The 13,172-nt window shown below is 63.7% G+C and carries 13 protein-coding genes; 2 read left to right on the top strand and 11 right to left on the bottom strand.

What is annotated here, in order from left to right; translation table 11 throughout:
* Nucleotides 1–34: 34 nt before the first annotated feature.
* The gene (locus AC4FS3_RS13235; protein ID WP_491020963.1) at nucleotides 35–1,072 is read left to right on the top strand and encodes an NAD(P)/FAD-dependent oxidoreductase; all 1,038 of its coding nucleotides are present in this window, start codon (nucleotides 35–37) and stop codon (nucleotides 1,070–1,072) included.
* Nucleotides 1,073–1,211: 139 nt separating this feature from the next.
* On the opposite strand, the gene AC4FS3_RS13230 is transcribed toward AC4FS3_RS13235, so the two are convergent.
* Nucleotides 1,212–2,657, bottom strand: coding sequence for an aldehyde dehydrogenase family protein (locus AC4FS3_RS13230; protein WP_491020962.1), 1,446 nt, complete (start codon nucleotides 2,655–2,657; stop codon nucleotides 1,212–1,214).
* Between the two features lie 292 nt (nucleotides 2,658–2,949).
* On the opposite strand from AC4FS3_RS13230, the gene AC4FS3_RS13225 reads away from it, so the two are divergent.
* Nucleotides 2,950–3,606 (top strand): peroxiredoxin, encoded by a 657-nt coding sequence (locus AC4FS3_RS13225; protein ID WP_283178536.1) that lies wholly within the window; start codon nucleotides 2,950–2,952, stop codon nucleotides 3,604–3,606.
* Nucleotides 3,607–3,722: 116 nt separating this feature from the next.
* On the opposite strand, the gene AC4FS3_RS13220 is transcribed toward AC4FS3_RS13225, so the two are convergent.
* The 10 genes from AC4FS3_RS13220 to AC4FS3_RS13175 form a co-directional block, all read right to left on the bottom strand.
* Nucleotides 3,723–4,235, bottom strand: coding sequence for a CHAP domain-containing protein (locus tag AC4FS3_RS13220; RefSeq protein WP_491020961.1), 513 nt, complete (start codon nucleotides 4,233–4,235; stop codon nucleotides 3,723–3,725).
* A 133-nt stretch (nucleotides 4,236–4,368) separates the two neighbouring features.
* Nucleotides 4,369–4,590, bottom strand: a complete 222-nt coding sequence (locus tag AC4FS3_RS13215; RefSeq protein WP_491020960.1) for a hypothetical protein — start codon at nucleotides 4,588–4,590, stop codon at nucleotides 4,369–4,371.
* 79 nt (nucleotides 4,591–4,669) lie between these two features.
* Complete coding sequence (locus AC4FS3_RS13210) at nucleotides 4,670–5,815, bottom strand: alpha-hydroxy acid oxidase (RefSeq protein ID WP_092898764.1); 1,146 nt, start codon at nucleotides 5,813–5,815, stop codon at nucleotides 4,670–4,672.
* Between the two features lie 15 nt (nucleotides 5,816–5,830).
* A complete protein-coding gene (locus AC4FS3_RS13205; protein ID WP_491020959.1) occupies nucleotides 5,831–6,793 on the bottom strand; it encodes an ABC transporter permease in 963 nt (320 codons plus the stop codon).
* A complete protein-coding gene (locus AC4FS3_RS13200; RefSeq protein WP_491020958.1) occupies nucleotides 6,790–7,722 on the bottom strand; it encodes an ABC transporter permease in 933 nt (310 codons plus the stop codon). The genes AC4FS3_RS13205 and AC4FS3_RS13200 overlap by 4 nt, the downstream gene beginning before the upstream one ends.
* Nucleotides 7,722–8,441: an ATP-binding cassette domain-containing protein gene (locus tag AC4FS3_RS13195; protein WP_491020957.1), complete on the bottom strand. Its 720-nt coding sequence runs from the start codon at nucleotides 8,439–8,441 to the stop codon at nucleotides 7,722–7,724. The genes AC4FS3_RS13200 and AC4FS3_RS13195 overlap by 1 nt, the downstream gene beginning before the upstream one ends.
* Entirely contained in the window at nucleotides 8,434–9,162 is a 729-nt protein-coding gene (locus AC4FS3_RS13190; protein WP_491020956.1) for an ATP-binding cassette domain-containing protein, read from the bottom strand. Before AC4FS3_RS13190 ends, AC4FS3_RS13195 begins: the two co-directional genes overlap by 8 nt.
* A 58-nt stretch (nucleotides 9,163–9,220) precedes the next feature.
* On the bottom strand, nucleotides 9,221–10,408 hold the full coding sequence (locus AC4FS3_RS13185; protein ID WP_491020955.1) for a substrate-binding domain-containing protein: 1,188 nt from the start codon (nucleotides 10,406–10,408) through the stop codon (nucleotides 9,221–9,223).
* 67 nt (nucleotides 10,409–10,475) lie between these two features.
* Nucleotides 10,476–11,600, bottom strand: a complete 1,125-nt coding sequence (locus AC4FS3_RS13180; RefSeq protein WP_491020954.1) for an ABC transporter substrate-binding protein — start codon at nucleotides 11,598–11,600, stop codon at nucleotides 10,476–10,478.
* A complete protein-coding gene (locus AC4FS3_RS13175; RefSeq protein ID WP_491020953.1) occupies nucleotides 11,597–12,760 on the bottom strand; it encodes a CaiB/BaiF CoA transferase family protein in 1,164 nt (387 codons plus the stop codon). The genes AC4FS3_RS13180 and AC4FS3_RS13175 overlap by 4 nt, the downstream gene beginning before the upstream one ends.
* Nucleotides 12,761–13,172 lie beyond the last annotated feature (412 nt).

Below are 13,172 nucleotides of genomic sequence, written 5' to 3'. Positions count from 1 at the left end.
ACGGGTTGATGCCCCATGCGACAGCGGAGGCGGGATGGCAAGCGTCGATGTGACGGTCTGCGGCGCAGGGATCTTCGGGCTGAGCACAGCCTGGGCGCTGGCAAAGCGTGGCGCAAGGGTGCGGGTGATCGAGACGCGCGCCATCGGTGCCGGCGCCTCGGGCGGCCTGGTCGGCGCCCTGGCACCACATGCGCCGGAGGCCTGGAATGAGATGAAGGCGTTGCAATTTCGCAGCCTGATCATGGCCGGGGCCTGGTGGGACGAGGTCCATCACACCGGCGGGACCGATCCGCTTTATCTGCGGGCGGGCCGGTTGCAGGCAGTGGCCGACAGAGCCGCGCTGGAGCTGGCACGCGCCCGGGAGGCAGCCGCGCGCGACCTCTGGCAAGGTGCTGCCGAATGGCGGGTGATCCCGGCCACGGGCGCCCCCTGGGAGCCTGCCTCCCCAAGCGGCTGGCTGATCTCGGATACGCTGACGGCCCGGATTTCTCCTCGCCGGGCGCTCGCTTCGCTCGCGCATGCGCTGCGCGCCAGGGGGGTGGTGATCAGGCAGGAAGCGGCAGACGACCGGGGTCGCGTGGTTCATGCGACCGGATATGAGGGGCTCGCGGACCTCTCCGCCCATTTCGGCCGTAAGCTGGGCGCAGGCGTGAAGGGCCAGGCGGTGCTCTTGCGCCATGATGCGCGGGAGGCGCCGCAGATCTATGCGCCGGGGCTCCACATTGTGGCACATGGTGACGGGACAGTGGCGGTCGGATCAACCAGCGAAAACGCCTGGCGGACAGCCGGGCCCGATGCCCAGGCCGAGACACTGATCGCACGCGCATGCGAAGTGCTGCCTGTGCTGCACGGGGCCGAGGTTCTGGAACGCTGGGCCGGCATCCGCCCCCGCGCGAAAAGCCGCGCGCCCGTGATCGGGGCCTGGCCCGGCCGGCCGGGGCATTTCATCGCAAATGGCGGGTTCAAGACCGGCTTTGGCATGGCGCCGGTCTGCGCAGAGCTGCTCGCCGACCTTATAGCCGAAGGGCGCGACTTGATTCCGGCGGCATTTCTTCCGGATACCTTGCTATAGGGGGCACTGCCCCCTCGCCGCTTTGCGGCTCACCCCCGGGATATTTAAGGACAGATGAAATCAGCTAAGGGGTTTCATCTGTCCTTAAATATCCCCGCCGGAGGCAAAGACCGGCCCTGGGGCCGGTCTTACGTCGCGATCAGCCAATCGAGAAGTCGTAGCCAGAAATCGCTTTCGGCTCGAGGAACTCTTCAAGCCCCCAGATGCCGCCTTCACGGGCACGGCCCGATTGCTTCACACCACCAAAGAAGACACCCGCCCCACGCGATTTGCCGTTCATCTCGACCATGCCGGACACAAGCGCGCGACCGAGCCGGTTGGCCCGGGCCTGGTCTTCGGTCTGGACGTAATTGGTCAGCCCATATGGCGTGTCATTGGCGATAGCGACCGCCTCTTCCTCGCTGTCAAAGGGAATGATCGCCAGGACCGGCCCGAAGATCTCTTCGCGTTCGATGGTCATGCCCGGCTTCACATCGGCAAAGACAGTTGGCTTGACATAAAAGCCGCGATTGAAGCCCTCTGGCAGGTCGGGCCCGCCTGCAACAAGGCGGGCGCCCTCTTCGATGCCTTTGCGGATATAGGCCTGGATCTGATCCCACTGACGTTTGTTCACCACCGGGCCGATATGAGGCCCCGCCTGATCCGCCGGGCCAACCGCAATCGTATTCGCGAGATCCGCGGCTTCGGCCACAACCCTGTCATAGACCGGGCGCTCGACCAGCAGACGCGAAGGCGCGTTACAGCTTTGCCCGGTGTTTTCCATCATCCGCGCCACCGACCAGCGCACCGCATCCGGGCGCGCATCGGCGAACAAGAGGTTCGCACCCTTCCCCCCCAGTTCCAGCGTCACCCGTTTCAGCGTCTCAGCCGCCGTTTTCGAGATCGCCCGCCCGGCGCGGGTCGAGCCGGTAAACGAGATCATCTCGACATCCGGATGCGAGGAAAGCTGCGAGCCCACGCCGGCTCCGTCCCCGTTCACAAGGTTGAACACGCCCGCAGGGATCCCCGCCGCATGGCAGAATTCGGCAAACATCATCGCATCCAGCGGCGCCTCTTCCGAGGGTTTCAGCACACAGGTGCAGCCCGCCAGCATCGCCGGAATGGCCTTCAGCGCGATCTGATTGACCGGCCAGTTCCAGGGCGTGATCAGCCCGACGACACCTATCGGCTCCAGCGCGATGGCCGCGCCCGGCGCGTGATCTCCCAGCGGGCGGATCCATTCGATATGCTCAAAGGCGCGCAGGAAATTCGTGGTATGCCAGGGCAGGCAGGGCGCCTGTTCTTCCAGCGCGAAGTCAATCGGCGCACCCATTTCCATCGCGATCACTTCGGCGAATTCCTGCTTTCTCGCCTCATACTGGTCGAGAATGGCCGCCACCAGCCGCGCCCGCTCGGCCGGGGGCGTTGCGCGCCAGGCCGGCAAGGCCGCTTTGGCCGCGGCAACCGCACGGTCTGTGTCGCTCTGATCCCCCAGCGAGATCACCGCGCAGGGCTCTTCATTCGACGGGTTGATCACCTGGTAGTCGCGGGGTTTCGCAGGGGCGACCCATGCGCCGTTGATGTAGAAGTCGCGTTTGGTGAGCATATCCGGCCTCGGTTCTGGGAGTGGCGGTTTCGGACAGATCATGAGGACAGGCCCGAAAGCATTTGATCAAAATTAGCGCTTTCCCGGGCCAGGACGCAAGCCTGCTCTCCCCCATCCCGCCATTCCCGGGGAAGACTGCTGCTGGCGAAACCTGCAAGACACCAAAATCTTTCCGCTGCCTGCGGCCTGGTCAGGAAAGCTGTTCTAATTTGCCGCGACAACATCGTGGGGGGATGAAATATTCTCCCACAAAGCGTAAATCTGGCGCAGGAAATTCCCGAGGAGTGCTTCCATGTCCGTCCGCATAAACGATATCGCCCCCGATTTCACCGCCGACACCACCGCCGGCACCATCAGCTTCCACGACTGGCTCGGGGACAGCTACGGCATCATCTTCAGCCATCCGCGCGATTTCACCCCGGTTTGCACCACCGAATTCGCCGCCGTTGCCCGCCTGATTCCGGAATGGAAAAAGCGCGGCATCAAGGTGATCGGCCTTTCGGTCGATGGCAAAGCCGATCATGAGAAATGGAAGCGCGATATCGAGGCCTTCGGCGGCGCGCCGGCCGATTTCCCGATCATCGACGATACCAGCCTTGCCGTGTCGAAAGCCTACGACCTGCTGCCGGCCGATTACTACATCCCGACCGACGGCCGCACCCCGGCCCATACCGCGACCGTGCGCGCGGTCTATTTCATCGGGCCGGACAAAAAAGTCCGTTTCACGATCTATTACCCGATGTCGGTCGGCCGCAACTTCGCCGAGATCCTGCGCGCGGTCGACGCGGTTCTGCTCACCGATGGCAAGCCGCTCGCGACCCCGGCCGACTGGATCCCCGGCCAGGACGTGATCGTGGCGCTCAGCCTGAACAACGACCAGGCTGCCGAGAAATATGGCGAGCTCGATATCAAACTGCCTTACCTGCGTTTTGCGAAACAGCCGGGCTGAGGCGCCTCAGCTTCCAAAAACGACAGGCATAAACAACAAAGGGGAGGCACGCTGCCTCCCCTTTTCAATTTGATTTACCGGTTGAACAATGCGGGATCAACGATCCCGGAACGGTCTCAGTTCGGATAGATAAAGCCGTTGACCGGATAGGAAGACAATCCCATCTCGCCCGCAACGCGCTCGACCTTGACGTCGCTCCAGTCGTTTTTCCGAGAGATATCAACAACTTTCATATCCATCTGGACCTTGTTTTTGACCCAGTTGGCATGGTTGATGCGGATCTCGCGTTCGGAAATCACTTCCGAGACCACAGCGATATGGCCGCGCGACATTTTCCGCGTTGCCGAAAAAGCCATCACAGCGCCCGCGCGGGGCTGGTTGCCGCGCGCATATTGGCCGGCGGCTGCATTCCACCAGGTTTTCGCATCGCCGCGCAGGTCGACACCGCTCGCGGTGCGGGCAAAGGGAACGCACCAGACGCGCTGACCCTTCGACTGCTTCTGCTTTGCCTCCAGCAGCGCCATCGCCTGACGCCCCGAATCAACGCTGCCGAAAATCGAGCTGTCCGGTCCTTCCGGCGCAATATCGCGGCCCATACAGGCACTCAGCGTCAGAGCGGCACAAAGCACGGCCAAGCTCCGGAGAAGCGGTTTTGCAGCGGTGAAAATCATGTGGTCCCGTTCCGGCGTCGTCTTGTTGATCTGCTCATGGCCCGGTCTGTGCCGGGCTGTTGCAGGACAAAGCCGGGGAACCAGATTTGAATCAAGTTTTTGTTTCGACATATTTCGGCGATTGGCGGATCTTTGCCAGGCGCCGCAATGCTGCAAGCAGAAAGTGGCGCCAATTCAGCCAGTTCCGGCCCAAAAAACCCTGAAATGTGTCCGTAAGCGCCTTTCCGACCAGGCATTTCACCGATCTGGTCCTTTTTCTGCCGATCACGAAAAGCCGGCAATCTGCCTGTTTCTGCATCGCAGCATCGCCCATTCTGACCGCCACCCATGAAAAAGGGGGGCATCAGCCCCCCCGATTCCCCCGCCCGATTCCCCCGCCCTGTCAGCCGCCGTCAGCGGAATCGCAGGTTGTCGCGGTTCAGATCAGAGATGGTCTTCGCCCCCATCAGGCGCATATCGCGGGTCAGCTCGGCCTTCATCTGGCCAAGGGCGCGTTCGATCCCCGCCTGCCCCGCCGCCGCCAGCGCGAAGAGGTAGAATCGCCCGAGCCCCACCGCTTTTGCCCCGAGGCTCAGCGCCTTCAGCACATGCGTTCCGCGCTGGATGCCGCCATCGATCATCACATCGAGCCGGTCGCCCACCGCCTGCACCACCTCATCCAGCTGATCAAAGCCGGTGCGCGAGCCGTCAAGCTGCCGCCCGCCATGGTTCGACAAAACGATCCCTGAACAGCCGATATCTGCAGCGCGGCGGGCGTCATCAGAACTCATCACGCCCTTCAGACAGAACTCTCCGCCCCATTCCTCACGCAGCTCTTCGACATCATCCCAGGTCATCGACGGGTCGAGCATCTCGGTGAAATAGCGCCCGATGGTCAGGCTGTCGCCCTTCATATCGATATGGGCATCCAGCTGCGGCAGGCTGAACTTCTCATGGGTGACATAATTGATCCCCCAGGCCGGTTTGATCGCGAACTGGAACATACCGCCCAGCGTCAGCCGGAAGGGGATCGAAAAGCCGGTGCGCAGATCGCGCTCGCGATTGCCGCCGGTGATACTGTCCACCGTCAGCATCATAACATTGATGCCGGCCTCTTTCGCCGATTGCATCATGGCGCGGTTCAGGCCCCGGTCTTTGTGGAAATAGAACTGGTAGACCTGCGGGCTGCGATGCTTCTGGCGCAGTTCCTGCAGGGAAACGGTGCCCAGAGACGAGCATCCGAACATGGTGCCATAGGCCTCGGCCGCGGCACCGGTCGCGCGTTCGCCCCTGTGGTGAAACAGCCGCTGCAGCGCGGTCGGCGACAGATAGACCGGCAGGTCCAGCTTTTGCCCCATCACCGTGGTTGAAAGGTCAATCTCCTCGACCCCACGCAGGACATTGGGCACCAGATCGACGCTTTCAAAGGCTGCCGTATTGCGGCGCAGCGTCACCTCATCATCGGCCGCGCCGTCGATATAATTGAAAATCGGCCCCGGCAGGCGACGTTTCGCCAGACGGCGGAAGTCGTGAAAATTGTGGCAATCGCTCAGACGCATAAGACGGGTTCCGGTTCAGACGGTTGTGCGGAAATGGCGTTCTCGCCCGTAAAGCGAGACGAGCAGCAGGATGATCGCGCCGAACGCAGCCTGTACCGAGGCAGGCGAGAAGTTCAAGCCGATCAGTAAGGTGTTGATTTCGGTCAGAACCAGCACGCCGGCCAGGGTGCCGATGTAACTGCCGCGCCCGCCCACCAGGGCCGCACCTCCGACAACGACCGCCGCGATGGTCTGGAACAGATAGGGCTGGCCGACATCACCGTAAGCGGACCCGGTAAAGCCCAGAAGCAGGATCCCCGCCAGCGCCGCGAAAAACGCCGATGCGGCAAAGGTCGAGGTCCAGACCCAGAGCGGATTGATCAGCGCATAGGGCGCCGCGCCGGGGTTCGCGCCAAGCGCATAGAGACGGCGGCCCCAGGGGGTCCGCTCCAGCACCAGCACGATCACGATGGTCATCACCAAAAGCGCCGGGATCAGCGCCGGCACCGGCAACGGTCCAAAGGATCCCCCGATCGACACGAAAGACGATACCGCCTTTGGGGCCGATCCTGTCGGGAAGCCCTTGGTCCAGATCAGCACAAGACCCTGGACAATCATGCCGATCCCCATCGTCACGATCAGCGGATGGATGTTCAGCCCGCGTGACAGTGCCCCGTTCAGCGCACCGATCAGGATCGCGAGACCAAAGACAACGAGGCAAACCAGCCCGAAATGCCAGCCCTGGCCATAAAGCTGTGCCGCCGTCACATTGGCAAAGCCGATGATGAAGGGGATCGAGAGGTCGATGCCACCAAGGATCACCACCAGCGTCTGCCCGACCGACGCCACTGCGAGCAGCGCGGCGATGACCAGCAGTGCCCGGATCGCAAAGGGCGCTGAATAGCCCGGGATCAACACGGTCCCGATCAGATGCAGCATTGCCGCGACCAGAAAGGCACCGATGATCCGCGCCTTCATTCCTATGAGATACCGGCTCATGCATGGCTCCTTTTCGTGCCGCGATCCTGGAGCGCGATCAGCACGACCGCCGTGACAAGGATCGCGCCATAAGCGACCTGCAACACATAGGTCGAGACATTGAACGCGGTGAGCAGGCTTTGCAGCAGGAAGATGTCAAAGGCCCCGATGGCCGCCCCCAGCAGACCGCCCTTGCCGCCGGCGAGGCTGACGCCGCCAAGCGCCACTGCGGCAATCGCGATCAGCGTATAATTCGCGCCCACTTTCGGGTCGGCCGATCCGATCAGCGCGGTCAGCATCATCCCCGCCGCTGCCGCAAGCATTCCGGTGATCACATAAGCCAGAAAGCGGACCAGCGAGACCGGCACCCCGGCGGTATAGGCCGCGCGGTCATCCGAGCCTACAGCCATCAGCTGGTCATGGAATGGCATACGGCTCAGCCCCCACCACAAAAGCCCGATCACGCCCAGCGGCAGGAAACTCCAGCCCCCTGCCATCGCCTTCAGCCAGTCCGGCGCAGGGCCGACGGGCGCGGGCAGAATGGTCAGCGTCAGCCCACCAAGGATCAGATAGGTTCCGAGTGTCGCCACAATGGGCTGTACCCGCACGATCACCGCCATGAACCCGTTGAACGCGCCGATCAGTGCCCCGATCAGAAGCGCCGCCGGCCAGAGGATCAGGGGTGAACTCAGCCCGTGATCAAGATAGAGCACCTTGATCACCACCGCCGAGACCAGCGCCATCACCGGGCCGACAGAGATGTCGATGCCGCCCCGCCCGGCCAGGATCACCGGGGTCGAGGCCAGCGCCGCCCCGATCAGCGGCGCGGCCATGCCCAGAAGCGTGCCCCAGGCCGCCGGGTGAAACCGCGCCGGGTTCATCACCAGGTTGGCGACCAGCAGCATCACGAGAATGGCAATGGCGAATGTATAGCGTCCCAGAACCCGCATCAGCCTGCCCTCCCGAACATGGCGGCGATCACCTGATCGGTCTGCATCGCCTCTCCTGACAATTCCGCAGCCAGACCGTGGTCACGGAAGACCAGGACGCGGTGACACAAAGCGAGGATCTCTTCGATCTCGGAGGAGAGGATCACCAGCACCATCCCCTCGCCCGCCAGATCGCGGAACAGATCATAAAGCAGATGCCGCGTCGCCACATCGACACCGCGCGTCGGGTCGTTCAGCAACAGGACCTCCGGCTCGCGCGCCAGAGCCCGCGCCAGCAACACCTTTTGCTGATTGCCGCCGGAAAGTGCGGTGATCGGCGCTTCGGGCGATGGCGCCCTGATCTGCAACCGCTCGCGCCAGATCTCATAACGGGCACGGCGCGCAGCGGGTGAGATCAGCGGGCCGCGCCGGTCACGCCCGGCGGTGGCAATCGCAAAATTGTCGAGGATCGAGAGGCCGGGGAAAATCCCCGTCGCGCGGCGGTCACGCGGCACATAGACGATGCGGGCCCGTTCCGCGTCGCGGAAGCTGCCAATCCGTGCGCCATTCAGCGCGACCTCGCCGCCGGTCTTCCCGAGCCCCGTCAGACTGCGCAGAAAGGCATCCTGGCCGTGGCCATCGAGACCCGCGAGGCCAAGGATCTCGCCAGCACCGATGGTCGCCGAAAAGGCGCGCGCGCCCGGGCGCAGGGTGAGGCCGTTTGCCCTCAGATCAGCCATGACGGCCTCCTTCCGGCGCCATCAGGCTCAAAAGCTCTGAGGGTGTCGCATCAGCGCGCGGGCCGGAACGCACGACCTGCCCCGAACGCAGAACGGAAATATCATCAGACAGGGCCATGACCTCATCCATCCGGTGGGTGATGAACAGAAGCGTCGCGCCCGAAGCGGCGCTGCGCTTCATGAAGGCGAAGACGGAATCGCGGTCGGCAAAATCAAGCGCGGCGGTGATCTCATCAAGGATCAGCACCTTTGGCGTGCGCGCGACGGCACGGGCGAGCACCACCAGCTGCTGCGCCGCCAGCGGCAGCGCGCCCGCCAGCGCCTCGGGGTCGATCTTTGTGCAGGCAAAGCGCGACAGCACCTCTGCCGCCCGGGCGGCACGGCCCGACCGGGGGATATGGCGGCGGAAAAACCCGTCAAGACCCAGGAGGATATTGTCTTTGACCGACCGGTCCGGCGCGATCAGCACCTCCTGGAAAGCGGTGGCGAAACCGGCCTCGCGAAAACCGGCGGGGCTGCGCGCGGTGATCTCGCGCCCCTCCATCCGGATCGTGCCACTGTCGGGGGCCACGATGCCTGACAGCAGTTTCACAAGCGTCGATTTGCCCGAGCCGTTCTCGCCGAGAATCGTGTGGATGGTGCCGGGGCGGAAGGTGATTGTGGCCCCGCTCAGCGCCAGCGTCTCGCCATAGCGCTTTGTCAGGCCGGAAATCTCCAGCATGGTCCTGTCTTTCTTTTGACCGCGCGCCCGTCATCGGACGCGCGGCTTGATGGCGGGATCAGTTGGCGCAGGCGCCGGGGGTCTTCGCGTAATCCCAGGCCGGGCTGGGGCCGGGATTCGTGAAATAGGCATCAAGCCAGTCTTCCGGCATCGGATCGGTCGGCGGCACCGGGAAAACCGACACCGCGTCGGGTGTCATGCAATCCTGGTACCAGGTCGCCAGATCCGCCTCATGCACCGGCGGCAGCGGGATCATCAGCGTGTTCAGGACCGGCTTTTGCCCATCCATGATCCGCGCGGCGGTACGGTAAAGCGTCTGCGCCGTCCAGCCCGGCAGCACGGCATGGCCCTCGAAGCGGAAGCCCTCGGGGCTGGCCTTCCAGTAGCCAAGCGCATCCCCGGTGATCGACGCCGTGATCAGCGGCACCGGGCGACCGGCTTCGGCGAAAGCCTCGGCGATGACGCGGCTTTCGGACCCCGCCGACCAGACCGCATCAATCGGCGCCGGATTGGTGGCAAGCGTTTGCAGCACAACGGTTTTGGTGACATTCGCCGTCCAGTCACCATTGACGACGCGGGCGATTTTCAGGTTCGGATGTTCGGCCATGGCGGCATCGGCGCCAGCGCGTTCCTGCGCCACAATCGGGTGGCCGGCGATGCCTTCAACGATCAGCACATTGCCGCCCTCGGGCAGCGCGCGGCCGATCGCATCCATCATCTCATAGCCCCAGCGGGAATAGTTGCTGTCGACATTCACCGCCGTAGGCGCGGTGACCGAACCCGCCGCCGTCACAAAGGGGATCCCCGCCGCTGACGCCGCCGCAATCGCCTCATCAAGCCCCGTGGCCGAGCCCGGGATCGAGGTGATCACGCCGCAGCCCTTGTCAATGAAAGCGCGGATCTGGCTGATCTGCTGACCGACATCGCCATTGGAATCCGAGATCTCGAAATCCGAGACCACGCCCTCGGCGATCAGCCCGTCCACAAGGCGCTTCAGCTCATTGGTGACCGATACGCGCCAGGGGTTGCCCTGGTAGCTTTCGGAATGGCACCATTTGTAAGGCTTTGCTTTCGGGGTGAAATCCGCGAGCGGCGCGGTGCCGATGGCCTGGGGGGCGCCCTCATATTGCGACTTCAGCCCGTCGGGCAAAGCCGCGATCACCTCTTCCACCGATTGCGCGAATACCGGCATCGCGAATGCCGTCAGTGCCGTCGCAGCGCAGAGCCGCGCCATTCTCTTCGTCATCGGGTTCCTCCTCCCTGAATTACGCCGGCCGGATTGTGTGTTCCGGCGCAGCGGTGATCTCTCCCCGTCAGAAACTCTCCCGGAACAACCGGTTGATATCGGCAATCACAGGGCCGGCGCGCTCTCGCGCGGCCAGCCCTTCGGTGATGCGGGTCGATGCGGCGTGCTGGAATGCCATATAGCCGTCATGGCGCGGTCGGACCCAGGCGCCTTCCAGCGTGGCCCGGGTGGCGCGGTAGAAATCCGAACTGGCGGCGTTGACCGTTTCATCCTGCCAGGCCCCGGCATGACCGGGCTGGCCGCCAGAGGCTGCGAATACCCCCTTCTGCACCGCATCCGAGGCGATCCAGTACGCGAAATCCACCGCCGCATCCCTGGCCCCGGAAAAGGCCGAGACCGCGATCCCGGTGCCGCCAAGCGCGGATCCGACCGGGCCGTTTTCGCCCGCGACCGGCATATCGGCAAAGCGGATCAGCCGGGGGCGGAACCCTGGAATGGCATAATTGACATAGCCATAGATCAGCGGTGCCACCGCAATCCGGCTTTCAGGCCGCGCCATTTCCTCGAAAACCGCAATCGGGTCCTGGCCCGCACAGGCCGGGTCGACCAGATCCGCGATCTCGCGCAGCATCTCCCAGACCCCGGCGCCGGTTGCGGGGGGGATGATCTCTTCCCCTGTCACCTGGCAGGGCGTGCCGATATTGCCTGCAAGCGTGTAAAGCGACATCAGCGAATGCGGCGGGCGCAGCGGCAATGCCACGCGGCCCTCTTTCGCCAGCGCCACCACTTCGGCCCAGCTGGCGGGCGGCGCGTCGATCAGATCCGGGCGCCAGGCCAGCACCTGGGTCGCGGCATCTATCGGAAAGGCCCATTGCCGGCCCTGCCAGGTATAGCTTGGAAAGCTCGCGCCAACGGAGCCGGCCGCCAGCGCAGCAAGATCGGCCTCGCGGCCCGGCAGGTCCAGCGGGGTCAGGCAGTTCTCGCGGGTGATCTGGCCGACATGCGGGTGATCGATCACGATCAGATCATAGGCGCGGGCAAGGTCTTCGACCGGGAAACTCTCGAAATCCTGGAGCGAGCGCTTTTCCCAGGTGATTTCGACGCCGCGCTCTGCCGCCCAGATGGCCGAGCAGGCGACCATCGGATCAAAGCCGCGCGGATGGCTCCAGGTCATGCCTTTAAGCTTTATCACAGGCCGAACTCCTTACGGATGGCGGCGGAATGGGCGCCGATCAGCGGCGCCGCACCGGGTTTGGCGGGGCGGTGCCCGTTCAGCCGCATCGGCAGGCGGGTCGTCTCGATGGACACGCCATCTTCGCGGGTCACGGTATGGAGCATGTCGAGAACGCGCATCCCCTCGGATGCCAGGAGTTCCGGCCAGTCGAGTACTTTGGCGCACCAGATATCCGCCGGCTCCAGCACCGAAAGCCAGTGGTCGACGCCTGCGCTTGCCACCTTGTCGGCGATCAGCTGCTTGATCGTATCGCGCTGCGAGAAGGCCAGTTTCGGGTCATCGCGGTAAGGCGCGAGGCTTTCGATCCCCATCAGGTCAGCCAGCCGCGCGATCGGCGTCATCGCAATCGCCAACCAGCCATCCTTTGCCTCATAAACCCCGTAAGGCGCCGAGAGATAGGCATGGGCCGAGCGGTATTCCGACCGTTTCGGCACCCGGCGACCGTCATTCAGATGGGTCGTCAGCACCTCGAACTGAAAGTCGATCAGCGCCTCCATCAGCGAGGTCTGGACATGCATTCCCTTGCCGGTGATGCCCTTCCTGACAAGCCCCGCAAGAATGCCCTGGCAGCAGGCCGCACCGGCCAGCATATCGGCCACCGCAAGGCCGAAAGGCACCGGCCCCTGCCCCTCATCGCCATTGAGCCACATCAGCCCCGAGCGCGCCTGCGCCAGCAGATCCTGCCCCGGTCGCATCACCCAGGGCCCCTCATCGCCATAACCCGAGATCGAGGCATAAACGAGCGCCGGATTGATCGCGCGCACCGCGTCATAATCGAGGCCGAGGCGTTCGATCACGCCGGGGCGGAAATTCTGGATCAGCACATCGGCCTTACCGATGAGTTTCCGTAGCGCCGCCAGATCGGCGGGGTCTTTCATATTGATTGCAAGGCTTTCCTTGCCGCGATTGATCGCGTGGAAAATCGTGGAATCGCCGCCGATCTCGGTATCCGACAGATAGAGACGGCGCGACAGATCACCGCCATCGGGGCGCTCGATCTTGATCACCCGCGCGCCCAGATCCGCCAGCCTGAGCGAGCAATAGGGGCCAGAGAGGAACTGGCTCATATCCAGCACGACAAGCCCCTCAAGAGGCAGCGTCACGGTCTCGGTCGTCATGGATTCCCCCCCCTGCCGCGCCCCTCCCAAAGGCACTTGGCATTTCGTATGTAAAGGATAATTTCATTTATGGAAGATTGCCGCAAGCCTGAAAACGCCCTCCCCCCCAAACGCACCCCGCAAGCCTCTGCAACAGGTTCCGGAAAAGGCTGCGAAAAATGCAGGCGAATGCCCTTCCTGACCGTCCTTTGAAACCGTCCCATCAACAGCAACAGGAAAGCCCTAGGGCTGGAATCATGGCCTGGATGGCGCTGCGTCTGGCGGGCAGCCACGACGATGCGCGGGCCTTGCATGGTATTGCGCCATCATGACGACTGCGAAGTGACTGGCACCGCCGGTTCGGGATCTTCTGTAGCAAGACGGTCAGTCACATCCTGGGCGGGGCTGCAGGCTGAAGGTGAGGCCGGGGGAC

It is taken from the genome of Pseudogemmobacter sp. TB195, assembly GCF_058313095.1.
This window is presented reverse-complemented; position numbering and strand designations above follow the sequence as displayed.